24 protein-coding genes are annotated in these 26,229 nt (G+C 45.7%); 16 read left to right on the top strand and 8 right to left on the bottom strand.

Translation table 11 applies throughout. The features are described 5' to 3' along the window. The first annotated feature begins 633 nt into the window (after positions 1-633). Positions 634-1,899, top strand: a complete 1,266-nt coding sequence (locus ACHUFZ_RS17745; protein ID WP_394128187.1) for a Rid family hydrolase — start codon at positions 634-636, stop codon at positions 1,897-1,899. A gap of 109 nt (positions 1,900-2,008) precedes the next feature. On the opposite strand, the gene ACHUFZ_RS17740 is transcribed toward ACHUFZ_RS17745, so the two are convergent. Next, complete coding sequence (locus ACHUFZ_RS17740) at positions 2,009-2,257, bottom strand: hypothetical protein (protein ID WP_394128188.1); 249 nt, start codon at positions 2,255-2,257, stop codon at positions 2,009-2,011. 238 nt (positions 2,258-2,495) lie between these two features. On the opposite strand from ACHUFZ_RS17740, the gene ACHUFZ_RS17735 reads away from it, so the two are divergent. From ACHUFZ_RS17735 to ACHUFZ_RS17700, 8 genes are all read left to right on the top strand, one after another. Continuing rightward, entirely contained in the window at positions 2,496-3,140 is a 645-nt protein-coding gene (locus ACHUFZ_RS17735; protein ID WP_394128186.1) for a hypothetical protein, read from the top strand. Between the two features lie 9 nt (positions 3,141-3,149). Next, the gene (locus ACHUFZ_RS17730; RefSeq protein ID WP_394128185.1) at positions 3,150-3,833 is read left to right on the top strand and encodes an ABC transporter ATP-binding protein; all 684 of its coding nucleotides are present in this window, start codon (positions 3,150-3,152) and stop codon (positions 3,831-3,833) included. Further along, the gene (locus tag ACHUFZ_RS17725) at positions 3,821-5,080 is read left to right on the top strand and encodes an ABC transporter permease (RefSeq protein WP_394128184.1); all 1,260 of its coding nucleotides are present in this window, start codon (positions 3,821-3,823) and stop codon (positions 5,078-5,080) included. Before ACHUFZ_RS17730 ends, ACHUFZ_RS17725 begins: the two co-directional genes overlap by 13 nt. Next, complete coding sequence (locus tag ACHUFZ_RS17720; protein WP_394128183.1) at positions 5,073-5,837, top strand: outer membrane lipoprotein-sorting protein; 765 nt, start codon at positions 5,073-5,075, stop codon at positions 5,835-5,837. Before ACHUFZ_RS17725 ends, ACHUFZ_RS17720 begins: the two co-directional genes overlap by 8 nt. Beyond that, positions 5,838-7,100, top strand: a complete 1,263-nt coding sequence (locus ACHUFZ_RS17715) for a hypothetical protein (RefSeq protein ID WP_394128182.1) — start codon at positions 5,838-5,840, stop codon at positions 7,098-7,100. Between the two features lie 32 nt (positions 7,101-7,132). After that, positions 7,133-8,134 (top strand): sensor histidine kinase, encoded by a 1,002-nt coding sequence (locus ACHUFZ_RS17710; RefSeq protein ID WP_394128181.1) that lies wholly within the window; start codon positions 7,133-7,135, stop codon positions 8,132-8,134. A 12-nt stretch (positions 8,135-8,146) separates the two neighbouring features. Further along, on the top strand, positions 8,147-8,941 hold the full coding sequence (locus ACHUFZ_RS17705; RefSeq protein ID WP_394128180.1) for a LytR/AlgR family response regulator transcription factor: 795 nt from the start codon (positions 8,147-8,149) through the stop codon (positions 8,939-8,941). 88 nt (positions 8,942-9,029) lie between these two features. After that, positions 9,030-9,644: a DsbA family protein gene (locus ACHUFZ_RS17700; RefSeq protein WP_394128179.1), complete on the top strand. Its 615-nt coding sequence runs from the start codon at positions 9,030-9,032 to the stop codon at positions 9,642-9,644. 9 nt (positions 9,645-9,653) lie between these two features. Here the strand turns inward: ACHUFZ_RS17700 and ACHUFZ_RS17695 are convergent, their stop codons facing one another. Then, positions 9,654-11,432, bottom strand: coding sequence for an alpha-amylase family glycosyl hydrolase (locus tag ACHUFZ_RS17695; protein ID WP_394128178.1), 1,779 nt, complete (start codon positions 11,430-11,432; stop codon positions 9,654-9,656). A 276-nt stretch (positions 11,433-11,708) separates the two neighbouring features. On the opposite strand from ACHUFZ_RS17695, the gene ACHUFZ_RS17690 reads away from it, so the two are divergent. Both ACHUFZ_RS17690 and ACHUFZ_RS17685 read left to right on the top strand, forming a co-directional pair. Then, positions 11,709-13,145, top strand: a complete 1,437-nt coding sequence (locus ACHUFZ_RS17690; protein ID WP_394128177.1) for a serine hydrolase domain-containing protein — start codon at positions 11,709-11,711, stop codon at positions 13,143-13,145. A gap of 207 nt (positions 13,146-13,352) precedes the next feature. Then, positions 13,353-13,547 (top strand): hypothetical protein, encoded by a 195-nt coding sequence (locus tag ACHUFZ_RS17685; RefSeq protein ID WP_004412124.1) that lies wholly within the window; start codon positions 13,353-13,355, stop codon positions 13,545-13,547. Positions 13,548-13,609: 62 nt separating this feature from the next. Here ACHUFZ_RS17685 and dgcA read toward each other — a convergent pair whose 3' ends face one another. The 3 genes from dgcA to ACHUFZ_RS17670 all read right to left on the bottom strand — a co-directional run bounded on the left by dgcA (position 13,610) and on the right by ACHUFZ_RS17670 (position 16,549). Then, the gene (dgcA, locus tag ACHUFZ_RS17680; protein WP_394128176.1) at positions 13,610-14,575 is read right to left on the bottom strand and encodes an N-acetyl-D-Glu racemase DgcA; all 966 of its coding nucleotides are present in this window, start codon (positions 14,573-14,575) and stop codon (positions 13,610-13,612) included. A 9-nt stretch (positions 14,576-14,584) separates the two neighbouring features. Further along, complete coding sequence (gene dgcN / locus ACHUFZ_RS17675) at positions 14,585-15,589, bottom strand: N-acetyltransferase DgcN (protein ID WP_394128175.1); 1,005 nt, start codon at positions 15,587-15,589, stop codon at positions 14,585-14,587. Between the two features lie 90 nt (positions 15,590-15,679). After that, the gene (locus ACHUFZ_RS17670; protein WP_394128174.1) at positions 15,680-16,549 is read right to left on the bottom strand and encodes a LysR family transcriptional regulator; all 870 of its coding nucleotides are present in this window, start codon (positions 16,547-16,549) and stop codon (positions 15,680-15,682) included. A gap of 151 nt (positions 16,550-16,700) precedes the next feature. Here ACHUFZ_RS17670 and yegD point away from each other — a divergent pair, with 151 nt between their 5' ends. Together yegD and ACHUFZ_RS17660 are read left to right on the top strand one after the other, a co-directional pair. Continuing rightward, entirely contained in the window at positions 16,701-18,053 is a 1,353-nt protein-coding gene (gene yegD / locus ACHUFZ_RS17665; protein WP_394128173.1) for a molecular chaperone, read from the top strand. A 246-nt stretch (positions 18,054-18,299) separates the two neighbouring features. Beyond that, positions 18,300-20,210: a methyl-accepting chemotaxis protein gene (locus tag ACHUFZ_RS17660; protein WP_394128172.1), complete on the top strand. Its 1,911-nt coding sequence runs from the start codon at positions 18,300-18,302 to the stop codon at positions 20,208-20,210. 60 nt (positions 20,211-20,270) lie between these two features. On the opposite strand, the gene ACHUFZ_RS17655 is transcribed toward ACHUFZ_RS17660, so the two are convergent. Then, on the bottom strand, positions 20,271-21,476 hold the full coding sequence (locus ACHUFZ_RS17655) for an MFS transporter (protein WP_394128171.1): 1,206 nt from the start codon (positions 21,474-21,476) through the stop codon (positions 20,271-20,273). Positions 21,477-21,571: 95 nt separating this feature from the next. Between ACHUFZ_RS17655 and soxR the strand changes: the two genes are divergently transcribed. Continuing rightward, positions 21,572-22,039, top strand: a complete 468-nt coding sequence (gene soxR / locus ACHUFZ_RS17650; RefSeq protein ID WP_394128170.1) for a redox-sensitive transcriptional activator SoxR — start codon at positions 21,572-21,574, stop codon at positions 22,037-22,039. Here soxR and ACHUFZ_RS17645 read toward each other — a convergent pair. Together ACHUFZ_RS17645 and ACHUFZ_RS17640 are read right to left on the bottom strand one after the other, a co-directional pair. Further along, positions 22,010-22,885, bottom strand: coding sequence for an AEC family transporter (locus ACHUFZ_RS17645; RefSeq protein WP_394128169.1), 876 nt, complete (start codon positions 22,883-22,885; stop codon positions 22,010-22,012). The two genes, soxR and ACHUFZ_RS17645, sit on opposite strands and share 30 nt — an antisense overlap. Positions 22,886-23,044: 159 nt before the next feature. Further along, entirely contained in the window at positions 23,045-23,524 is a 480-nt protein-coding gene (locus tag ACHUFZ_RS17640) for a peptide-methionine (S)-S-oxide reductase (RefSeq protein WP_394128168.1), read from the bottom strand. A gap of 259 nt (positions 23,525-23,783) precedes the next feature. Here ACHUFZ_RS17640 and ACHUFZ_RS17635 point away from each other — a divergent pair, with 259 nt between their 5' ends. After that, a complete protein-coding gene (locus ACHUFZ_RS17635) occupies positions 23,784-24,782 on the top strand; it encodes an ABC transporter substrate-binding protein (protein ID WP_394128167.1) in 999 nt (332 codons plus the stop codon). Positions 24,783-24,785: 3 nt separating this feature from the next. Further along, complete coding sequence (locus ACHUFZ_RS17630; protein ID WP_394128166.1) at positions 24,786-26,153, top strand: diguanylate cyclase domain-containing protein; 1,368 nt, start codon at positions 24,786-24,788, stop codon at positions 26,151-26,153. Positions 26,154-26,229: the final 76 nt, after the last annotated feature.

Raw genomic sequence — 26,229 nt, 5'->3', positions numbered from 1 at the left:
GGCTACGATGATTAACTGATGTAGCCGATCAGATCGTAACTTCCTGATTTAGTTCCATCGAATTACGCAACAAAGCCCTTTGATACCGCACTGACTATTAACAAGAAATAAATAACGTCCACATGCTCTCAGTACATTTGATGGTGGCGAATATCAGAGCCACTGTTGTTAAGTCTTTGGGGTGAATGTAGAGAGACTGTTTAAATAGCCGACGTAAAGTCGGCTTTTTTGTATCTACGATATTTCACACAAAAATCTATTCACTAAATGCGGTTATCAAAGCACTCTATTTGGTGGGGAGCTACTCGTTTGTTTAGTATGTTGTGAAGCCGCCGTCACATTTGAACATTTCATCTTAAATAAACCGCATATTTTAAATGCTATATATTCATTTTTAGAGAATGAATACGCTTGTTAAAGAAATATAGTGAGATTTAGCCTAGCTTGTTTGGATAATTAGTCTTGCCCTGACTAATTATCCAAAGAGTGCAGGGGTGCTAGTAAAATTGAATTTTGAATTTCATCACACTCACGAAAATAGCCTTGAATTACCATCAGTTCTCTTAGAAAGATAAGCCCTAAATAATAACTATCAAAATACCCTACAAATCTATTATAAGGATACCTATCATCATGAGCGGTAAGATCATTAAGCTGTCTAGAAATACAGACCAAGCGCCAATCAATGCACTATCTACTCAAAGTGTTGCTTTCTCTCACTACAACAATATTTCGGCACAGCTGCCGATTGATCCAACAAGTGGTGAGCTGGTGGTCGGGGACATCAAGGCGCAAGCTAAGCAGTGTTTTGAAAACATCAAATCTATCGTAGAGAGCATTGAGCACGTGATGGATGATGTGGTTAAAGTTAACGTATTCCTCAAGAACATTGATGATGCAGAAGCGGTAAATGAAGTGATGACGACCTTCTTTACGGAATACTTCCCAACTAAAACAGTGTCTGCAGTGGCTGAACTACCAAACAGTGATGCACTGATCCAGGTTGACGCTTTAATCTCTAACGGTGAAGGTACTCAGCCTCAAGAACCATGCGCGTTGATTAAACAGGTAAGAAACTGCGATAGTGTGACAACAAGCGTGACATCGACTCATTCGGTTGCGTTCTCGCACTACAACAACTTATCTGCGCAGCTGCCAATTGACCCTAGTACAGGTGCTTTGGTTGAAGGTGGAATCAAGGCTCAAACTGCTCAATGTTTGCGTAACCTAAAGACTGTTTTAGAAAGTATTGATGTGCCGTTTGACGATATTGTTAAAGTGGGCATTCAGGTAACAGACCTTGCCGGCATTGAACTAGTGAACGAAGTGTACATGACTTTCTTCCCTGATTCGGCTATCGCTCGCAGTGTAGCTTATGTTCCAGCGCGTACAGTTACCCAAGCGGCGGGCCTGCCTATGAACGCATTGGTTCAAATTGATGCAGTGATTTCTCATGGCGACGGCACACCACCACAAGAAGTGGAAGATAGACACGGGATTGTGATTCGTGCGAACAATACGGATTCAGCACCGACTAGCACGCTTTCAACGCAAACTGTTGCTTTCTCTCACTACAACCATATCTCAGCTCAGCTTCCAGTCGATGTACAGACAGGGAATCTTGTTGAGGGGAATACTGGTGAGCAGGCTAAGCAGTGTCTAACTCACATTAAGTCCATCGTTGAAAGCATTGGCCATGAAATGGATGACTTGGTGAAGGTTAATATTCAGCTAACCGACATGGCTGACCTGAATATGGTTGATGAAGTATACACGACGTTTTTCAATGGTAAGCTGCCTGCGAGAACAGTGATTGGTGTTGAAAAAATTCAGTCAGGTGCATTGATTCAAATTGATGCTGTTGTTTCAAATGCTGAAGGAACACCGCCAGCAAAATAATAGCATTGAGTTTGCCGCTTTAAATCCTGATAGATAGCTATAGCTAGTAAAACATCGGGAAAGTGAAAACAAAAAAGGAGCCAATGTCGGCTCCTTTTATCTATTGGGTTTAGTGCTTGCGCTTTGGGCCATTTTTCACTAAGTCTTGGCCAGTTTGGAACACTTCTTCCGTTACCCAGCGGCCTAACAACAGTTGGTTGTTGTCGTCTAATACTGCGACAAAGCGGCGACCGTCGGCATTACTTGTTGCCAATACGATACCTGCAGCATTGTTTAGACCTAGCATGCCACTTTCAACCGCCACCAGAAACGATTCTAGCTCTTCCAAATCCGAAATAATTCGGTCGTCTTTGATCATCATAATGTTCTCTTATTTCTGCTCCTGTATCTGTAAGGAGCCACAGCAAATTACCGGCTACTTTAACGATCATAGTGACGAATTGCCACATCTGCACGGTGATGAGTTGAACAATTAACACCATTCAATCCATATTTCTTCCATTCACTCCTTAAATTGCCCGTTTATCGCAATCATCAGCGAGTTGTTTTTGTCCGGAGTATTGTTACAGCATCAAAACAGACAAGGACAGATTCAGATGAAAACCAATACGTTAGCAAGTCTATTCGCCGTAAGTTTACTGACAGTCACGCAGGCGCTCGCCGCACCTTCAGAAGCAATCATTGCTCAGTACAATATGGCCGCTGAAGGGGATGAGGACAAAGTTGAGCTTGTTTATCAGCAGTTGGATGAGCAGATAAAAAGTGACGGCGCGGATCCGCTTAGTTTGGTGTATTTGGGCAGCACTCAAACACTAATGGGACGTGATGCGTTCATGCCTTGGAATAAGATGAAATACACCGAGCAAGGTCTTGCGACAATCAGTAAAGGGCTTGATTTACTTAATAGCCAATCAACGCCACTTGAAAGCCAGCAAATTCGTCAGGGTCTACCTGAATCGCTTCTGGCTAAATCAATCGCAGGCGCAACCTTTACCTCGTTGCCAGACATGTTTAATCATTTTGACCGTGGTTATGACATCTTCCTTGAGCTTCTTTCAGATGAGTCTTTCTCAGCTCAACATTACGATGCCATTTCATGGGTTTATATCTACGCCATTCAGGCTGCTTTGCGTGCAGAAGATAAGCCGCAAGCGCAAAAATGGCTCGCTGAAATGCAAGCGCACAATGCCAATCACCCAATGACGATTCAAGCTCAAGCCATTGTCGATAAAGCTGCTTAAGGGGGCGTTATGATTCAGTTTAACCAGATCAGTAAGCAGTATCAGATGGGTCAGCAGCAAGTTGCGGCCCTTAATCAAGTCAGCGGCGAGATCAAGCAAGGTGAGATGGTCGCTCTATGTGGCCCTTCAGGTTCAGGCAAAAGTACATTGCTCAATATTTTAGGGTTACTTGATATGGACTATCAGGGAGAAATCTCACTATCAGGCAAGGCTTACCCCAAAGATCCTAAGCAAGCAGCGTTATCGCGTCGAACTCAGCTCGGGTTTGTGTTTCAAAAATTCAACCTTGTGCCAGTAATGACTGCTTGGGAAAACGTCGCCTATCCATTGATGCTAAATGGCTACTCAGTCAAAGAGCAAAAGATGATGGCGAGTGAGTTGTTAGAGCAAGTTGGATTAGCAAATTTTAAAGATCATCGACCAGATAACTTGTCGGGCGGTCAGCAGCAGAGAGTCGCAATAGCAAGAGCTTTGGTCCATAAACCACAGCTTGTGATTGCCGATGAACCCACCGCCAGCCTAGATAGCCGCACCGCAGGAATCGTGATTGATTTGATGAAAAACTTAGGTCATCAAATGGGCACGACGTTTGTGGTCGCCACCCATGACTCGCGTATGGCGTTGCACTGTGACCGTTCGATTGATCTTGTTGATGGCCGCATAAATGAGGAGGCAATCAAATGGGCAAGTTAATTCCAGACTCACTACGCATTGCCTTTCTTAACCTGAAGAGAAACGGACGTCGTAGCACCTTATCCATCTTGATCGTAGCGATTGCGATTTTTGCTCTTACATCGGCGGGTGGCTTTGGTCTATATACCTATGACTCACTGAAAGAATCGACCGCTCGCGATACAGGGCATCTAACCATTAGTCAGCCAGACTACTTTGAAAAAGATGAAGAGATGCCGCTCGCAAATGGATTAGCAGGCTCAGCGAGTATTACCCAGCAGCTTATCGCCAATGAACACGTGCGCGGCGTGCAGCCAAGAATAGACTTCACGGGCTTAGTGTCTAATGGCAGTAAATCGACCATCTTTGTTGGTATTGGCGTCAACGAGCGTGAGTTCGATATGAAAGGGCCGTTCCTTGATGTGCGTGAAGGTAAAACATTGTCGAGTCCTCAATCATCGAGTTATGACCCAAGTGAGCCGCAAGTGATGTTAGGTGTCGATCTAGCAAGAAACTTAAGTGTACAGCCGGGGGATTGGGTGACGTTATTAGCAACCACCAGTGATGGCGCATTGAACGCGTATGACTACAAAGTGCGCGGTATTTACTCTACAGGTGTGCCGGAGCTCGATAAGCGTCAGCTGTATATTCACGTGACTTCGGCGCAAGAACTGTTATCTAGCGATAAAGTCAGCACCTTATCGGTGTTCTTATTCGATACTGCCTTAACGAACACGATGCAATCTTGGGTTGAGCAAACTCTGGCTCAAGTTGACTTATCACAAGCGGTTGAAGTGACCCCTTGGCAAGAGCGTGCCTTCTTCTACACCAAAGTCAAAGACTTGTATGACCGTATCTTTGGCATCATGGGCGCGGTGATGGCAATGGTGGTTTTCGTGGCACTTTTCAACACTATGACCATGTCTGTGACAGAACGCACTCGTGAAATTGGTACGCTGTCAGCGCTTGGAACTTACCCTCGAGAGATCGTTTTAGGCTTTGTCAAAGAGTCAGCCTTGCTAGCTTTAATTGGGGCAGCCATCGGTGGACTATTAAGCTTGTTAACCAGCGGATTACTAATGATGGTTGATGTGCAAATGCCACCGCCACCAGGGCGCAGCGACGGATATCCACTTAACATCTATTTCTCTCTTGAGTTATTTGCTGTAACGGCGTTAGGCGTACTGCTGATCTGCGTGGCAGCGGCATGGTTGTCGGCATCAAAAGGCGTTAAAAAACCAATCACCGAGGCACTTATCTATGTTTAATCGAATTCAATCTATTCTAGTGTTGAGCGCCTTACTTACCTCAACAGTTACCTCAACCGTGTATGCCAGTGATGTTGAGCAGATGGTCAAGAATGCTGATAAATACCGCTTAGAATCTAAGTCGGCCAAAGTGGTGTCATTGGTGAGCTTGTACGAGAACGAGCAATTAGACAAAACCCGTCAATACAGCGTATACACACGACCAAACCGAGAATCTCTAGTTCTGTTCAAGTCGCAAGTCGAAGCAGGGCAGAAAATGCTAATGCTTGGTGATAACTACTGGTTAGTGATGCCAAAAAGTCGCCGCCCAATTCGTATTACGCCGATGCAGAAGCTGTTAGGCGAGGCGTCGGTGGGGGATATCTCGACCCTAACTTGGAGCGAAGATTATCAACCGAGCCTAATTACTACCGAAATGGTTGAATCTGAAGGGCAACAAATCGAAACCAATCAACTGCAGCTGAAGGCGACCACTAAAGGGGCGAGTTACCACCGAATCGATTTATGGCTCAATCAAGCCAACGATTTCCCGGTTAAAGCGGATCTTTATCTGCGCTCAGGAAAACTGGCAAAACAAGCTTGGTTTACGCAAGGGGAGCGCGATGGCCAAACGCGTGTCGTGGCTATGACCTTACTTGATCAGATCCAACCGGCGAAAAAGACCGTGATTGAGTACCAAGAGGTGACCGACGCTGCGTTAGATGACAAGTACTACAACCCAGCTTACTTAACTCGTAACGCATTGTCGGAGCTATAAATGAAGATCAAAGCAGCGTGCGTCGCTGGGCTCATCTGGTCAGCTTCAAGTTATGGCCAACCAGTGACATTCGCTTGGGATTACATGCTAAGTGCCAGCACCACAAACCATCGAGATTCACAACTACTGGGCGCAGCGGCAGCATCCAACAGCCAAGTGGTTGATGCGCTGCTTGATGTTCAGTTTGAGGGTTACGGAGTGACGGGTTTAGTGGCACTGAAAGCCAATGACATCTATCACTCGGACTCGCAACGGTCATACGATGATGAACTGATTGTTCAAGAACTGTTTTGGCAAGGTAGCGTGTTTGATAGCAATGTCGATGTGACCTTAGGTAAGGTTCGACTCGATTGGGGTGTTGGTTATGGCTATCGACCGCTCGATGTGTTTAAACCGTACCGTCGTAATCCCGTAGGCATACAGGTTGAAGAAGGCACGGGCACCGCGATGGCCTCTTACTTTGATATGGCGGGTGAGTGGTCACTGGTCTACACCGATTCGAGTTGGACCCAGCAAGAAGGCAGCGAGTTAGAGCAAGCTTCGGAGCAGCAAGGGGTAGGCCTTCGTCGCTACGCGTTATTGGACGATTCTGAGTGGCAGGCACTGGTTTACTATGATGACGTTCGTGAAGGTTTAGTCGGCGGGTCTGTGGTAACTGTGCTTGATCCAGCTTGGTCGGTTCATGGCTCGGCGCTGTATCAAAGAAAGTATCTTGGCTATCAACAATCGTCATTGTATCAGCCAGTATCGCTAGAGACAGAGAAAAATGGTTATCAAGCATTGATTGGTTTGAACTGGGCTAATGCTATCGGAAATAACGTCATTTTAGAGTATTGGTATGACAGCAGAAGTTGGGGAAAAAGTGACTGGCAGAATGGTTTTGAACGCGTCGAACAGCTGACAGCTACTCAAACGTGGGCTTCACTGGCGAACTCATATGCGCAAGGCCTAAACAATGCCAATTTAGTTGAACACAACATCATGTTTCATTGGTCGCTTGATTCAAGCAGTTGGAGCCAATGGGATTGGTCGCGTGACTGGTTGTGGCTAGGCGATCTGACTCCAACGTTTGACGTGCTTTACTCGCCACAAGACCAAGGTGTTATTGCGACCCAGTGGCTTGAATATGCATTCTATGACTCCGGTTCCGCGTCGTTTGTTGCTGAGTTTGCAGCACGTTTTATGACAGGGGATAGCGACTCGTTGTATGCAAATCTACCTGATAAGCGTATGATTTTTATAAACCTAAAAGGGAAGTTCTAATGGCGACACAGTGCAACACAAGATTAGAGGTAATGAAGAGTTTTGTATACACAGCCGCTTTTTGTGCCGTCATTGCTTTTGTCACTCAGACAATATGGCCAAGTGCGTACATAGAGCACCTTGTGATCAGTCTCGGCTATGGTTTTAGCTCTGTTGTTGGTTCCATTACTATTAGTCGTTGGAAGCCTGACTTATCCGCAAGATTAGTTAACCTCTTTTCGTTGACGATTGCGATGTTAGTCGGGACATCAAATGCTTACTTTTGGCTCAATAGTTACGATAACTTCAGTGAATTGAGTCAGCTAAAACCGATCGCGGTTCTCGGCCTGATTTTCACTATTACCTGCTTTTCATACTTTTACATTTATGAACAAAAGCTGCTGGCGCAAAAAGAGTTAGAGAAAGCCAAGCGACTACAATCCGAGCAAGAAAAAGCTTTGGTGCTAAGTCAGTTACGTCAATTGCAGAGTCAAATTGAGCCTCATTTCTTGTTCAATACGCTCGCCAACGTCAACGCCTTGATCAGTCATGACCCAAAAGCGGCGCAGCATATGCTAGACAAGCTCACCGAGCTGCTTAGAGGGGCGTTAATCAACAGTCGTCAAGAAAACTCATCGGTTGGCGCTGAACTGAGTTTGGTTGATGCGTATCTTGCGATTCAAAAGATTCGCTTAGGTGACCGTTTAGAATACCGAATTGATAATCAGCTTACTGAACCAATGATGTTAGCGCCGTTACTGATCCAACCCTTGGTAGAAAATGCCATTCAGCATGGGATTGAACCTAAGGTTGATGGCGGTGAAATTGATATAAAAGTCTCACAAAAAGAACAGCTTGTATGCATAGAGGTCAACGACTCTGGTGTAGGATTAACTCAAACCCAAAATAGCAGCGGCCATGGTATTGGTTTACAAAATACCAGAGAAAGAATCGCAGCGTTGTATGGGGAAAGTGCAGAGTTGTCGATAAAGCAATCTCACCTTGGTGGTGTGATATCGTCGATTTGTATTCCGGCTGAAAGCTTACGCGTATAGGGAAGTAAAGTTATGGTGGATAAGGGGTACCGCGCAGTTATCGCAGATGATGAACCATTGTTGCGCCATCATCTTAATAAGCTCCTTGCTGATGCGTGGCCTGAGTTAGATATTGTCGGTTTAGCGAAAAACGGCCAAGAGGCGCTTGAACTCATCGAACAGCATCAACCAGAGGTGATATTTCTCGATATCAAAATGCCTCAGCTCGATGGCATGTCAGCGGCGAAAGCCATTGCCAAGAGTGGCAGCGAGGCTCAAGTTGTTTTTGTCACCGCTTACGATGAATATGCTTTACAAGCGTTCGAAGCCAACGCCGCCGATTACCTGCTTAAACCCTTGTCTGAACAACGCCTTGATCAATGTGTCGATAAGCTTAAACGTCGCTTGAATAGTCAGCAGGCGCCATCCTCTCAGCCAGATGTCTCTGCGCTTATCAATCAAATACAGCAGCTTGGTAGCCAAAATACGCCAAGCTATCTGAGCTGGTTACGCGCAAGTAAAGGCGATGATATCCACCTTATTGCTGTAACAGATGTACTCTATTTTAAAGCGGAAGATAAATACGTCTCTGTTTTTGCTAAGAGTGGCAACAAAACAACAGAATACTTGCTCAGAACCTCTCTCAAGGAGCTGATTCAGCAGCTCGACCCGAATCAATTTTGGCAGATTCATCGCTCAACGATTGTGAATGTTTCGGCGATAGAAAAGGTCAAGAAAGTGATTACTGGAAAAATGGTGGTGATGGTGGGTAATGAAAAACTGCCTGTTAGCCGCGCAATGCAGAGTCAATTTACCAATTTATGGTGATGATGACGCACTTTTTGGCGCTCGTTAGTAGAGTGAAATACTCAACTCGAAGTATGCTGGAACGATGCTGACCAAAAGGAAAAAACTCATGAATCAGGCCAATAAACTCTACTACGTCTATGACCCTATGTGTTCTTGGTGCTGGGGGTATAAACCCGTTTGGACGCAGATCATGGCTGCGCTGCAAGATAAATTAGCAGTGCAATATGTGGTGGGCGGTTTAGCACCAGACTCAGATGAGCCGATGCCTGAAGCCATGAAACAGCAGATCGCTTCTTATTGGAAAAAGATTGAAAACTACCTTGGTACCGAATTTAACTACGATTTCTGGACCCAATGCACGCCTAGGCGTTCGACGTATCCTTCTTGCCGTGCGGCATTGGCAGCCCGCAAGCAAAATGCAGAGCAGCAAATGGTTGAGGCGATTCAGGCGGCCTACTACCTAGAGGCGAGAAACCCAAGTGATAGTGATGTGCTTATCTCAGTGGCGAAAGAAATCGGCTTAGATGCCACGCAGTTTGAACAAGACTATCGTTCACCCGAACTCAATCATGCATTTGCTCAAGAGCTGCGCTTTGCGCGCAGTATTGGTGGGAATAGCTTTCCCTCGCTGTTTCTGCAAACTGAGTCTGGCATCGTCGGGTTACCAATAGATTATCAATCTGCCCAAGCGACACTTGAGCAGATTGAAACCATGCTTTAACGGCTGTCATTAAGCAGGGAGAGGCAGGCAAAGAAATAGGGTTGCCAGTGGTGTAAAGCGCAATGCAATTCGTCCTTCTCCCGCCTTAACGACAAGTTGGTGATTGCATTGGTTGAGTTTATCACGCAAGGTGTAGTCGCCATCGTTTAACAGCCAATGAGCGATAAGTTCTTTTGGTAGAATCAATTCGATTTCGCATGCTTGATTGCCGCTAAAGTTAGTGGCAATAACGAGTGCTTGATGGCTATCTGAGCGTGCAAAGGCATACAGTTTGTCCTGCATATGACCGAAGTTATCATAGTTAGCCGCATACAAATCATGATATTCCCCAGTCAACGCTGAATGGTTTAACGCTAGGTTAAGCAGCGTTTGATAGTACTCTCTTAGCTGTTTTTCACTTTGGCTTAACAGACCGCCATCGAAAGCCCCATCGTTCATCCATCTCTGATGAGCGGGTACGCCGATGTAATCAAAAATGGATGTGCGCGTTGGAAGCCCAAAGCCTGCATTTTCTTCCGCCTTTTCTCCCACTTCTTGACCGAAGTAGATCATCGTTGGGGCAGAAGATAAGCATGCTGAAATCAACATTGCGGGCTTACCGTTTTCGCCGCTGCCGGCAAACTCAGAGCAAGCGAGTCTTTGCTCGTCATGATTATCTAAAAAATGCAGCATGTGATGCTCAATATCGCGCAGTTGATATTCAATTCGGCCAATCTCTGCGGTGGATGCTTGGCCGCGAATAATGGCTTTTAAGGTGTCGTAAAGATCGACCTTATCGTAGAGGTAATCCATTTTGCCAAGCTGGATATAGTCACGATAGAGCTCGGGTTGGTATACCTCTGCCATTAATAACGCGTCAGGGTTGTGATACTTGATGGATGCGTTTAGGTAGCTCCAAAACTCAACGGGCACCATCTCCGCCATGTCATAGCGAAATCCATCAACCCCTTGTTCTAGCCAATAGAGAGTGATGTCGCGAAACTTGCGCCATGAATCGGGTACCGATTTATTTAACCAGAACTGGTGGTGCTGCTGCGAAGGTAAAGTTCGAAACTCATCCGGCAAGGTATCAAAGTCTTTGGTGCCATCAGGCTTAATGCCGTAGTTGACCTTAACGGTCTCATACCAATCATCATGGTTCGGTTTCGCGAGTCGAGAGCCATTGCCCGTCCATTTCGCCGGGGATTCAAGGTAAGGCTCCTTCAGCAGAGGGTGCTGTTCCCCACCAAGCGGCGGAAACTGCGTTAGTGCATCGGGAAGCTCAAATGCCTGCTGCGGGATGTAGTAAAAGTTATTGTCACGGTGATATTCAACCTCGGTATTGTCACCAGCGCCAAAATCGTCGACACCGATTGGATTATTTAAACCTTGATAAACACGAGCGATATGGTTGGGCACAATATCGATGATCACTTTCATTCCGGCGTTATGGGTGCGTTTAATGAGCTCAGCAAACTCATGATGTCTATTCGCTGGGTCATCGGCCAAGTCTGGATTGACGGAGTAATAGTCTTTGACCGCGTATGGAGATCCTGCACGCCCTTTGACAATACTCGGGTGATCTTGGCTAATGCCATACTTTGAATAGTCATTAATTAAAGCGTGATGAGGGACACCGGTATACCAAATGTGAGTGATACCGAGTTTGTGTATTTCATCTAATGCCGTGTCGGTGAAGTCACTGAATTTGCCAACGCCATTTTCCTCTAGGGTGCCCCAAGGTAAATTGACTTGTTTTTTATTGCCAAAGAGTCGGGTGAAGACTTGATAGATATTGTGCTTTTTCATCAAGGTTAGCGCTAATAAAGTCGGTTTATTTAGGCTAGTTTAATCGCTACAAGGTTAACTCATCCCTAGCTGCTTAATTTGGGGCGTAGTGTTTGAAAGTGTGAGCTTAATGGCATATTTGCTTCCAGTTCAATTACTCTGTTTTAGATTTAAGAAAGATAGGTTTATACCCTATACATAGTGAGGTCTTTGTCGCAATCACGATTTCTAACCTATTGTATTTATGTTGGATTTTATAGAGTGTGAGCGAAGTGATTTCAAAATGGAGTTAGGCTTATGCTTACAGCTAAATGTCGTATTACTCGTCACATAAAAGCCATCGCTGTCACTGGTTTTAGTGTGTTGTTTGCCCATCCTTTATTCGCTGCGCCTGATGATGCTCATCATGGAACCTATGAAGCAGGCGTCTCAGATGCACAGAATGTCTATTTCTACGAGCAAGGTGACCAGCAGTACCTCTACAGTATGTGGGGAGTCGTTCCTATTGTTGTGAACGACAACGCGGAGTTTAAAGCAGTTAACCCGGAACTCGGCTTAAGTGGTAACTTCTACCATCTCGATTCAGGGGAATACCAATCAGGCAAGCTAAACTACAACAGCTTCAGCATGACTTTTGGTCGAATTAAGGATTTGCCTGACGAGGAGCGTATTGCGACGCTGTTTGATGATGCTTTTTGGGACTCGATTAGCTCATCGCAAACTTGCCCACATAATGACTGGAAACGTGCAACCAAAGTCGCTTTTGACCGTTCTTTGATCAAGGGGCTTATTGAGGCTTCGCAGCAACAAGGTTCTAAGTATTCTGACACCAATAGCCTTTTGATCGCTAAAGATGGCAAGTTGGTTGTCGAAGAGTATTTTAATGGTTGGCAGCCAGAATTCCCCCATATGATCCAGTCGATTACCAAAAGCCTAACATCGTTGGCATTGGGAGCCGCCATTCAAGATGAATTGATCTCAGGTTCAGAGGCCAAAATGGCCGAGCTAATGCCAAATTACAGCGCACTACTAAAAGGGGACAAGGCGCAGTTATCCATGCACCATTTCTTAACTATGTCAGCAGGTCTTGATTGGGATGAGTGGAACATTCCTTATGAAGACCCGAACAATGTCCGTCAGCAAGAAATCGCGAGTATTAAACCAATCGATTTTATTCTAGATAGAGAGCTGATTAGCAAGCCGGGTGAGCAGTTCCGCTACAATGGTGGTTTGGTGACGGTGGTTGGTCAGGTCGTTGCTGACAAGAGCGGCCATGACAATCTTTCCGGTGTGCTACGTGAAGAAGGCTTGAATAAGCTCTGTCTGCAAAGCGCGTACTTAATGAAGCAAAATGGCGAGGTCAGTAACGCTGCTGGTGGCGCTTATTTACGTCCGAGAGACATGCTTAAGCTCGGCCAGTTAGTCGCACAGAAAGGTCAATGGCATGGCAAGCGGATTGTCTCACAGCAATGGATAGAACAATCGGTTAAAGGGTATGTTTCAACTGGCGTAGGGCCGCACAGTTACGGCTACTACTGGTGGACGAGTGATGCCTTTATCGATGGCACTGTTTATCCGATTACTTATGGACTTGGTTATGGTGGTCAAGTGGTGGCGATTGTTGATGAGCTCAACCTTGTGGTGGCGAGAACAGCCAATCACTTTTCTGGCCCTACACCAAATCATGAGATGATGAAGGAATACATCATTCCTGCATTTTTGTCTGCAAACTAGAGTGACGTTACCAATTCTACTGGGGAAAGGCTCACAGAATTACAATCTCTGTGAGCAGTGTTATTGATGGTTTTTTCTTATAACTATCTGATTTCAAGTCATTATTTACTAGGCTGTTGGTTTTTTTGCTCCCAAAGTTAACTTTGACAGCAGCCGACCTCTTCCTAAGCTTAAAGTGGTACAACGTCAGCTGAAAAGGAGAACATAATGGCGAAATTCCAGCAGGATATTCCCAATCGAGTCACTGTTTATCATGATGATATCGACCAAGAGAAAGCACTCAAAAATGCCATGTTGCCTGAGAAACCACGCTACTTTAACGGCTCACCAACATACGAAGCGTCTAGCGTTGATGAATTCAAAACCAAACTCAGCCAAATTGGAATGTCTTTTGATGGATAAGGCTTAATTAATAAAACAAATAAAGGCAGCGATAGGCTGCCTTTATTTTTTGTTGGGAGTGATTATAAGCGTAAAGTACCGTTCAAGTATGTGAGACCATTTTCTACGTCTTGGCCGAGCAACACTGGCCCATCTAAGTCGACGATTTCTGCTCTGGTCGCGATAGGTAGGGCCGCCTTCATTGCCAAAGATGAACCAAGCATACATCCCACCATAACCGAGAACCCTAGCGCTCTTGCTCTGCTTTCTAGCTCAAGTGCCTCGGTGAGCCCCCCTGTTTTATCAAGCTTTATATTGATCATTTCATAACGTCCAATCAGCTCGGAAAGGTGTTCTGCTGTGTGGCAGCTTTCATCGGCGCATAATGGAATAGGGTGCGTGACGTCGGCTAACCTAGCGTCGTTATTTGAAGGAAGTGGTTGCTCGATCATGGCAATATCGTATTGCGTGAGCATCGTAAATAGCTCATCAAGATCTAACTCTGACCAAGCTTCATTGGCATCAAGAATGATTTTGCATTTTGGCGCGGCTTGACGCACCGCCGCGACTTTCTCAATCACTTGCTCTGCATCCAGCTTAACTTTTAGCAGGGTAGCACCTTGTTCTGCGTAATCTCTAGCTTGTTTAGCCATTGACTCTACGTCACCAATTGACACTGTCATCGCCGTTTCAATCGTTGGTGAAATATCAAAATAAGGGGCAGGAAAGCGGCTCCCCTCCATTTGTCCGATAAGCTGCCATAGAGCGCAATCTACCGCATTTCGAGCAGCGCCAGCAGGCATCATTTGTAACTGCTGCTTTGCTTGGAAAGGCGACATATGTTCAAGCTCGGGGCTCCAGCTAGAAATTTGCTCCATGACAGACTCAACACTTTCACCATATCGTGCGTAAGGGGTACACTCTCCAACCGCTTGCCACTGGTTATGTTGGATTGTCACTCGCACAACATGGCAATGTGTGCGTGCACCGCGAGAAATGACAAAAGGCGTGGCGAGCTTGATTGAGTGAGAGTGAGCCTGTATTTGCATGAACTTTCCTTAGTAAGATGACAGTGCATCCGCGATGGATTGAATACCAAAACGAACGGGATCAGTCACTGGGACTTGGTATTTTTCCTGCCAATCTGCACATAAAGCCTGAGCCTCTTCCTTATCGATTGCAGAGGTATTAAGGCTGATCCCGGCGAGCTTGACGTTTGGATTGGTTAAACGTGCTGCATTTAGATTGGCTTCGATGCTAGCGGAAATCGATGGCACCTTACAGTGCGGCAGGTGACGTATATGAGCACGGTTCAATTCATGGCATAAAACCAGAGCATCTGCTTGAGCGCCGTGCAATAAACCTAAGCTGACGCCAGCAAAAGAAGGATTAAACAAGGAACCTTGCCCTTCGATGATATCCCACTCATGGTCATCGAAACTTGGGCTGATCGCTTCCGTAGCGCCTGAAATGAAATCGGCTACTACAGCATCAATGGAAATACCACTGCCTTCGATCAATATCCCAGTTTGTCCGGTCGCTTTGAATCGAGCGTCCACTCTGTTGGACTGCATCGCTTTCTCTAACGCTAGAGCAGTAAACATCTTCCCAACGGAGCAGTCTGTACCAACGGTCAGGATTCTTTTTCCTTGGCGTGGCTTTCCATTACCGACAGCCAAAGGCGCATCATAATGGCGAACATCATGTAAACGGGTCACTCCTGCCTCCGCGAGTTCGGCGAGCTCAGGAATATCGCTTAAGCGAGTATGCATTCCCGAAGCGATCTCAAAGCCCATTTTAGCAGCTTCGATAAGGGTATTACGCCAAGTTTCAGGAATGACGCCTCCAGCATTCGCTGTGCCAATCACTAAGGTCTTTGCGCCTAAGTCTTGCGCTTGCTGTAGGCTTAAGTCTTTGAGCCTAAGCGAGACAGTTTCGTCTGTGAGTCTAAGCTGACCAATACAGCTATCAGGTCGCCAAAGCGCTATTCCTCGCGCCGTTTTTGCTGAAATAGGGTCAGTGACATCGCCAAGAAAAAGTAGATAGGGTTGAGCAATCGACATAAGCATCCTTGTTACAAAATAGGTGGTTTTAGATATCCTACTCTGCGCTAAAAACTGCGACGAATGCTTATATGTTTGTATAGTATAACGTTAGGTTATGGCTTGAGTAAGTTGGTCAACAAACCATTTCGCGGCGATGCTAAGTGGCCGATGTTCGGCATGCAGCAAAGAGACTGAGACATTAATGGTTGGCTCTAGTCGATGTCGATTCACCTTGTGTTGGTATTGGTTCGCCGTCCATGGGTCAACAATCGCATTCCCAGCACCTACAACGACCAACTCTGCTGCGGCGCTATAGTTTCGCATCGTGACTTTTGAATGATAACTAGGATCTAGAGCATGGATAGCTTGATGAAGGTACAAGCCAAGTGGATCGCGGGTGTCTAGGCCGATTAAGGTGGTTTGTGATTCTAGAAGGTCGCTCAATGTTAACGGGCCATTCAGTGGACTCGATAGCGGCGTTAGTACCTCAAGCTCGGTGTCCAATAGGGTTTGCTGGGCAATAGACGCCGGGGCTTCATCGCCAAAGCCGATGGCAAGGTCGAGCTTGTTTTTAAGTAGAGCATCGCATAGCTCATCGCGGTTAGCGGTCGAAACTTCAATGGTATAGTCAGTCTCGTGACAAATTTTGGCGATCAGTGGTGCAAGTAATCCTGCAGCCAAAATGGGCGGAGCACCCACCATCAAATGTTTTTCGCCTGCTTTTATTTTGTTGGTCAAGTTTCGAAACTGGCCAAGTTGCTGATAAACCTTTTCCGCCTCAGGTAACAGTAATTGTGCTTCCTGAGTGGGGATTAAGCGACCTTTTACGCGCTCAAACAAGGCAAAGCCCAATTGTAGCTCGGTATGTGATAGCACCCGAGTGACATTGGGTTGTGAAACGTGCAATTGCTTTGCTGCACCCGAAACCGTGCCTGATTTCATTACTGCGTAAAACACTTCGAGTTGTCTTAGATTCACCGCCAATCCCCAATTTCCTTTTGAACGCTATTACTCTAAAGGAAATCAGCGATTTAAAAAAGAATGCGAGCAAGCGGTTGACCCATCTACTTGTCTAGGCTTTACTATGCGACCCCAAAATAAGGTCAACGAGAAAAGAGAGGTCAATAACATGTCTATCGGTTTTGATTATGGCACAGCTAACTGTTCGGTAGCTAAATTAGTCAATGGACAAGTCAAGTCAATCCCGTTGGTCGGGGAAGATTACTACATTCCTTCAACGCTTTGCGCCCCAACGTCAGAAGCGGTCTCTGAGTATCTGTTTCGTGTTTTAGATATTAAGCCGTTAGATTCAGTAGGTGAGAATGTCTTAAGACGTGCGATTCGAGTCAATGATGAGGAAGGGCTTGATATTCGCAGTGATGATGTCAGATTTGGCCATGAAGCGCTGAATCTTTATCTTGAAGACCCAAAAGATGTCTATTACGTAAAATCGCCTAAGTCCTTTTTAGGCGCGATGGGCCTGCGTGATGTTCAACTGTCATTTTTTGAGGATCTGGTATGCGCGATGATGGCGAACATCAAACGCAACACCGAGCGTGCGTTAGAGCAAGACGTTACCCAAGCCGTAATTGGTCGCCCTGTTAACTTCTTAGGCCGCGGAGGCGAAGAGTCCAACATCCAAGCGGAAGGTATTTTGCGCCGCGCTGCAAATCGCGCAGGTTTTAAAGATGTTGAATTTCAATTTGAACCTGTTGCAGCCGGTCTAGACTATGAAGCGTCTTTAACCGAAGACAAAAACGTGCTGGTAGTGGACATTGGTGGTGGTACGACTGACTGTTCGTTTCTTCGTATGGGGCCTAGTTGGGCGGGTAAGCTAGACCGTCGTGACTCACTTTTAGCGCACTCTGGGCAAATGGTCGGTGGTAACGATCTTGATATCTTTACCGCTTTCAAACGCTTTATGTCTGAGTTTGGTATGGGCACACAGACCTTAGCAGGACTAGAGATCCCGACCACACAGTTTTGGAATCCGATCGCGATCAATGACGTTCAAGCGCAGCGTAAGTTCTATGCACATGACAACTTGAAGCAGCTTAAACTGATGCTCAAAGATGCTAAACAGCCAGACAAACTGCGCCGTTTGATGGAGCTTCACCAAGGCACTATGGGTTATGCGGTAATTCGTGAAGCGGAGCAGACTAAGATTGCTTTGGGTGAACAAGAAAGCTATCTAGCCAACATTCAACTTCTCAGTGAAGCGGTATCCATCCCAGTTCTTAAGTCTCAAATGGAAGAGGCGATTGCGATACCAACCGCTAAGATTCAGGCCTTGGTTGAAGAAGCGATTGACCAAAGCGGTATTAAGCCAGATGTGGTTTACATGACCGGCGGCTCTGCGCGTTCGCCAATTTTGACCGGTGCGGTGAAAAATATCCTGCCAAATACTGAGATTGTCAGTGGTAACTACTTTGGTTCAGTAACTGCAGGCTTAGCGCGATGGTCGAGTTTAATTTATAGTTAAGCCGTAAATGGTGGCATTGTTCGTTTGTAAACCACCATCACCAATCCCTTATGATATTAAGCGCTCCCTCTAATAAGGAGCGCTTTTTTAGTGTCTGTTGTTTTTCTTTCTTATAGGCATCCTGAGCAAATCATGCACCTGACTGGATTTTTACCATATAAACGCCACACTTACTGATATAAAAGTTAACAGCAAACTTTCGAACCACAATTGCTGAAAATAGGGCTCACAATAAGGAATTGGGTCATGCGAAACCTAGGATTTAGAAAACTACTATTGATCTCAATTGTAGCGCTGGTTGTCGTCTCGGTATCGGCATCTAGCTACATTGCATACGTAAAGCAGAAATCAAATCTGGTTAAGTTGATCACTCAGACCAATCAAGAGTATGTAAAAAGCGAAGCAGAACAAATCGCGGCACAACTGAACGAAAAGGTGCACGGCCTTGATAAGTTAGGTCAGCATTTTGACAATAAACCCATCACCGGGACTGAAGAAGACTTCATTGAACTGACTCATCTTTTTTCTAAGGCAATGAACTTAAATAGCTCAGTGGTTGCGTTTACTAATGGTGATGCCTACTGGAATCAGACGGCTAAAACTTGGCCTAACCACAAATTTGAAGGGGATGTTACGACTAGAGGTTGGTATCAACTCGGTCGACAAAGTCCTTCCGCCGCGATTTCAGAGCCTTACCTTGGCAGTGAAGGCGATGTTTATTGGGTGTCGATTGTGCGAAAAACTATGAGTGGCATGATTTCAGCGGACATGCAATTAGGTTTCTTAAATGACATTGCTAAAAATGCCAATGAGATACCAGGGGCAGTAGCGGTAATCCTTAATCACGATACAACCGTGCTTGCCTCATCGTTCAGTGAGGTAAAAGCGGGTACCAAAGCTGACAGTGTCGATTGGCTAAATACCGTTGCAAAACAAGTGATTGGTAATGTTGATACCGTGTTTGATGGTGCGATAGGTGACAAGGATGAGCTGTTTTTCTCTCACCAAGTCAAAGTCGCCGATAAGAATTGGTATTTTGTTATAGGGATTGAAAAAGCCGTCGCGTTTTCGGCGCTCGCGTCTGCCAAACAAGCGGCAATAACGACGGCAATCATTGCGACCGTTATCAGCATCATTCTTGCTCTTATCATCATGAACATACTTTATCGCCCAATCCTTGTATTGAAAGAGACGGTCATGGGGCTTAGCGAAGGTAATGGAGACTTAACGCAACGTATAGAAGTGAAAACTCACGATGACCTTGGCCAGATTTCTGAAGGGGTCAATGCCTTTATCGCTAACCTTCAATCCATGATGCTTGAGATTCGGGAGGTGACAAACCACCTTAATGAGAATGTCGATCGGATGAAAGATCAGAGCCAGAGAAACAGCGTGATCCTTCAAAACCACGTTCAAGAGACGGAACAAGTTGTTACTGCGATTGAAGAGATGAATTCTACCGCCGAATCGATGGCAACCGATGCCGCTAATACTGCTCAACTGACGCATAAAGCGAGTGAAGCCGGTAACGCGTCAAAAGATACCGTAACTCAAGCGCAGAACAACGTAAATGAGCTGGTAGAAGATGTCGGTGTTGCGTCTGAAAATGTGAACAGTATGGCCTCTGAGACAGATGGTATTAACACCATCTTAGGGGTGATAGGGGATATTGCGGAGCAAACCAACTTACTTGCATTGAATGCGGCGATTGAAGCGGCAAGGGCGGGTGAGCAAGGACGAGGCTTTGCGGTGGTTGCGGACGAAGTTCGTAACCTTGCAAGCCGCACTAAAGCTAGCACCGAAGAAATTGAGGCCGCATTGGCGAGCTTATTAAAAGGCAGCCAGTCGGTTGTTGATTCTATGGACTCGACCAAAGAGAAGTGCGCGCAAACCGCAGAGGGAGCCGGAGAGGTTGCCAGCAGTCTCGATGTGATGACCGACTTTGTCACCGATATTAATGATCTCAGCACACAGATAGCGACTGCGGCGGAAGAACAAAGCAGTGTGACTCAGGAACTGAGCCGAAACATGACTGCGATTAATGACATCGTTGGTGAGCTTGATGCCAATGGTCAAACAGCGCTAGAAGAGGCTCAAGCCATATCGGATATGAATCACACCCTCACGTCGATTGTTGGGCGATTTAAGCTCTCCTAACCGGTGAAATATCCATGAAGCTTGAACATAGTCTGTTCAGGCTTCTTTCTCTCAAGTCTGTTACGTATAAACCAGCTGTTTTTGCCCGCTCGTGCGACCGAGTAGCGCCATTATGACCACTGCAATCATGACGATGAGCGCAGCGATGGCAAAGCCATACTGAGTCGCATCAAAGTGCGCCAGTATCGCGATAACAACGTAGCTCAGGCTTTGGACTGAAGTCGAAAACATCGCTAGGCCACCTTCAACTCTGCCACGTTGACCAACATCAATGGTGTGGTGCATCCAGTTTGTGCGCGCAATACGGTTAAGTGCATTAAAGAATCCAAAGAATAGTGTGAACAAAAGAATATACCCTGGGTGTGTCGACAGACTCATGCCTATCAAGGTTAAACCGACGACTGCCATTGAATATTGAATCGTTGCTTTGTGTGTCGTCAACGCCAACAATTTAGCCAAGAAAACACCCGTAAGCAGCGAACCTAAGCCAAAGGTAATGTTATAGCCTGCGTACCAATCTCCTGACACGTCGTTCTCAGAAAACCAGATTGGCACCAGCTTACCCAAGAAGGTAAGAATTGGGTAAGAGAGGCAAGAGAGCATAAGAAAGGCGTAGAAACTTGGTTGTTTGGCGAAGATATCCTTACTCTCTTTCAGTTGCTGGAGAAACGGTGTGGACAGACTGTCTCTAAGTTGCTGTCTATATGGCGTGACGATGTAACTTATCATGGCGATGAACGAAGCCGCCGCAGCGAAAACCGCAAATTCCAGCATCCCCCACGTCTGAAGAAGCACCACCCCCAATGCTCCCGCGCCTAGGGTTGTCGCTTGCATGACTATCTCTTGCTTACCTGAAATGGAGGCATACTCATGTTGATCATAGTTCTCTTGCGTGAACGCATTGTTAGTTGACCAAGCCAAGTTACTGGTGACCCAAAAAACCATTTGAGCCGCGGCAAGTAACCAAGGCGAACCGGATGAAAAGTAATAGATGATCAAAACGGCAGCAGCGGTTGCCGATTGAATGCCTTGCACCACGACTAATAACGTTTTACGCGAGTGTCTGTCGATCAAAGTTGAGAAAAATGGAGTTAAGACAAACGAAGTCGCGGTACAGGCAAGCGCTGTCATGGCAACAAAAGTGCCCATGTTTGGCTCAGCTAAGATGATCCAAGGTAGTGCCATCATGAATAAGCCAGAGGAAATCCCATCAAAAAAGCGTCCAGAAAGGTATGGGAGAGTTCTGTGTTTTGAGAGTCGCATCATTATTATTCCTTATCTAACCTGCCAACTTGGTGCTACTCTAAAACCTCAAGTTAACTTTAGGTAAAGTGCTTTTTGAACACTTTTTGGAGTAGATAATGGAAATGAGCGTCGGGGAAGTCGCAAAACGCGCGGGAGTAAAGGTCTCAGCACTGCACTTCTATGAGCAAAAAGGGTTGATCCACAGCTGGCGAAACCAAGGCAATCAGCGGCGTTATGATCGCAGTGTATTAAGGCGTATAGCCGTAATTAAAGCGGCGCAAGAGGTTGGTTTGACCCTAGAAGAGATTGTCGATTCGCTGTCTTATTTACCCAAGCACCATGCGCCGAATAGAAAGGAGTGGGAGCAGATGGCCTCCGGCTGGAAGGCATTGCTTGAGCATCGTATTCAACAGATGAAAGCATTACAAGAAGATCTCGGTGGCTGTATAGGTTGTGGCTGTTTGTCGATGGAATCCTGTGCCATCTACAACCCGCAAGATATTCGTGCGGAAACCTTTAAAGGCAAAACCATGCTGACTAACCCTGAGGAGTGGTCACAAGGAGAGGGCGAATCCAAGCAGTAACGGCAGCGTAATGATGCTAAAGAAGTTACCAAACAACACCATAGAGGCGACTTTGGTAGGTTCAATTTGAAAACGCTCCGCGAATAGATAGTTCATCACTGCGGGTGGCAGCATGGTAAACAGCACCATCATTTGCAGTTGCATGGTTGGCAGAGGAATAAAGAAGTAGATAACACTAAACGCGATCGCTCCGGTGAAGAGTGAAAGCATCGTGGAGACAACGCCAACTTTTAATCCGCTTAGACGCATGTTACACATTTGAGCGCCGAGAGATAGCAACATCACAGGTACCGCAGCTTGGCCTAATAAACTGGTTGCCTCATAAAGTGGCGCCCACACTCCAATACCTGATAGGTTGAGTAGCAAAGCGGCAGAAGCAGCAAGGAAAATTGGCATTCTGACGATTTGTTTAATTGGGTTACCTTCGCTAAGGAGTGCAAGTCCAATACTGATATGAAGACAGGCGGAAACGACAAACAGTAATACCGCAGGAGCAAGGGCGGTGTCACCAAAGGTGTAGGTGAACAGAGGTATCGCCAAATTGCCGCTATTACGGAACATATGTAAAGGCGCCCAAGCTTTAAATCTGACCTTCATGGCATAGCATAATGGCACCATCACCAACCCAGGAACCAACACTGCGACAATCGATGCACTTAATAAAGGTACTTGCTCAGTATCCAGTGGCATTGCCACGAGTGATGAGAACACCAGTGCGGGAGTAAACGCATCCATATTGATTCGGTTGATTGGCTTAAAGTCTGGTTTCAACCAACGACCGACCGAAAAGCCGACAGCAATTAAGGCAAAGACTGGGAAAAGAATACCGACGACTTGTTCTAACATGCTGACCGTAAGGAAGAGTTTATTGAGATTGGTGATTCCAAGTTAACGGATTCTTGGCTAATTAAACAGCGAAAACATGCCTGATTTGGTGATTTAGTGATGTTAAGACAAAGGTCGATAGGTCAGTTGCCTATCGACTTGATATGGACAGCAGTAAAGCTAGTCTTGTTGGCGATACTTATGCAGTAAGTCAATTGGGATATGGCAGTAATCATCAGGGCAGCGCGTGAGGCGGTCTTGATGTTCTTCATCGCTCTTTACATAGTTGATGAGTGCTCTAACTTCGACGGCGATCTTATCTCTATCTGGTCTACTATCGATATAGTGCTGAGCTTGCTCAAGGTGCGCTGTCACTTGGCTGTAGATACCTGTGCGGTACTTCTCACCAATATCTTCACCTTGCTGGTTAACACTGTATGGGTCAATGATCTCAAACAGACAGTCCATCAATTGACTGACCGACACTAGGCTCGAATCAAACTGAGTACGAACACATTCGGCGTAACCATCATAAGGCGCTGATGTGGTATCACTTTGTCCATTAGCTCGGCCTGCTTCAGTCTCAATCACTCCGGGAATATGTTTGATGAACTCTTGTACTCCCCAAAGACACCCGCCTGCAATATAGATTTCTTCCAATGCTCTATCACTCTTAAGACAATTAAGTTATTCGACTATTAGAGCAGATCCTGTTGCCAATCGACAGTATAAAGGCGGTGTTCTCTGCTGATATACGTACTGCCTCGTTCAATAATTGACCGAATAAATGTGACAAAGTACATACTTTTAGTGTGTATATATCAACTTTCTCTAAATTAATGAGTTTCTGATGCCAGTTTGTATAGCCATAGTCTAAGTTTATATGTGCTAGGTTTCTTATTGTTGGGGTGAACAGAACGTGCCGGTTGTGACAAAACCAAAATTGGTGCTTCTAGTCTCTGTCATTGTGTTGTGTGCGGTGGCTTGGAGCTTATTAACAAAGCATAACAAAACGCAGTATCAGCCATCGTCTCAGATCAAAATAGGCGTGTCGCTTACGCCTTTGTCATCTCCATTTCTTATTGCCGATCAGCTTGGGATATTTAAAGAGTTCAATCTCGATGTCACTCTCTACCCATGTTCTAGTGGTGCTGCCTGTACTGAATTGATGATTGAGCGCAATGTTGACTACGCAACCGCCTCTGAATCTGTGGTGATGTTTCAAAGTTTCGAAAGAGATGATCTTTCCTTGCTCGCGAGTTTTGTTGAATCAGACAACGACCTAAAGCTATTAACCTTGGTTCCTTTTAAAATAGGGGGAGTGAAAGATTTAGCGGGTCGAAAGGTTGGGGTGGTCAAAGGTACCGCCAGTGAGTTTTATCTCGATTCCGTACTTATCAGCAATAATGTTGAGAAACAGCTGATCGAAAAAGTCTATTTGCAGCCTCATGAGTTAGTCCCAGCGTTATTGTCTTATCGGGTCGAAGCGATTTCTGCATGGGAACCGATGGGTTTTCAGGCCGATCTTCTCTCTGTTGCTGAAGTGACTAACCTCGGTGTAAAAGGTATCTATCAACTCTCTTTTAACCTTATCTCTCGATCACCCTATTTGGAGTTTGTTGGTGATGAACCAGTGCGACTATTGCAAGCGCTGGATATAGCAATAGAGTGGATCAACACCAACCCTGATGAAGCTCTGAAGATGATTGCGTCGCGTTTAGATATTCCGCATAACCAAGTCGAATGGTCTTGGGAAGATTATCTATTCCGCTTGTCGTTAGGTAACTCGCTACTTTCCAACCTTCAACTGCAAGCTCGGTGGGCAATTGAAAGCGAACTTGTCTCGGCAGATCCTCCGGATTTCAGAGAGGTTTTTTATAACTATCCCTACCAACAGCTTATTGCACAAAGAGATTAGATTATGTTGGATTCACTGTTTAAGAAAATGTTTATCTTATCGACGACAACCATGATGTTGACTCTGTTTATCGTGATTTCATTTTCCAAGATTAACAGCCAGCAAAATACGACTAAGCTGGAGTTGGACCAAATCATCGATCTGCAACTGTGTGTCGACTTATTAAGAAGCCAACTGTGGGTGTTCAAGCAGTTTGGCGATCAGCCGAGTTTAACGCAGGTTGAACTTGCTCAAGCTGAGCTAGATACAAAACTTACGGCATACAAAAATAGCAATATTCAGCTAGATAATATCCAACGTATGAACAGAAGTTTGCATACCCTTATCCATCAAGAAAAAGGATTGAACTCATCAGCGGTCAGCGATGTGACGCGCGCATCAGACTCGAACATTAACGCCAGAGGGTTACTTCACTCGCGGTACAACATGCTCGTTCAGAATATGACAGAGGAGCTCGCTTATGTGCATCAGGCCGTGTTGAACCGCAACGCTGAGAACCTTAAGAGTGTTATGTCGACGGCGGCGGCTTGGTTGATCATCTGTTCAATTTTAGTCAGCGTCACCGCATGGTTGATTTTGTTTAGGTTTAAGTCGGGCGCAGAAGCGATGAAAACCGCCATTTTGGGTTTAGCAAAAGGCCAGTTAGATACCAAAGTCGAAGCGGTGAAAATGGACAGCGAGTTTAGAGTGATTGCGAGTTTCTTCAATCAAATGACGGTTTCATTACGCCACTCAACCGTTACCAAGAAAGAGCTCGAAGAAGAAGTCCTTCGCCAGACGCAGCAATTAAAGCACAAGCAAGAGCAGCTGATATTTTTATCTGAACATGATCCACTGACCAACTTAGTCAATCGACGCGCGTTCGATAAGCAGTTAGAGAGCGCGATTGTCAAAGCCAATCGAACCGAATGTAAGCTGGCCCTGTTGTTTATTGATTTGGATGACTTTAAACAAATTAATGATACTTATGGCCACGATGCTGGCGACTTTGTCCTGATTCAAGTAGCGAACCGTCTATCAGAATGTGTTAGAGAGTCAGACTTTGTCGGCAGGTTAGGCGGTGACGAGTTTGTTATCTGTCTCGATCTGCTCAATGACTTTAGTATCGTATCTGCCAAAGTGGCTCAAATTGAGCAAGCGATACGCCAGCCTATTACTTTCCACGACCGCACACTGCAAGTAGGAGCGAGCATTGGCGTGAGTCATTTCCCTGATGATACCAAAAACAAGGACGCACTCATTTGTTTGGCCGATGAGGCGATGTACAACTCGAAAAATGATACCCATCAGGGAGAAGTGCAACGTGAGTGCTTAGGCTCAAGTTTTACACAAAGAGAGAACGTGATTAATTTGGTTTGGCAGAATAAGTAATCGCTATATCAACGGATGATTTTATTGGCCACTTAATCAGCAAGTGTAAAATTCGCTTAACACTCCAAACTTGAGG

This window comes from Vibrio hepatarius (assembly GCF_043642085.1).
Classification (GTDB): Bacteria; Pseudomonadota; Gammaproteobacteria; order Enterobacterales; family Vibrionaceae; genus Vibrio; species Vibrio hepatarius_C.
Note: the sequence above shows the minus strand (reverse complement) of the source record. Positions and strands in the feature narration are given on the sequence as shown.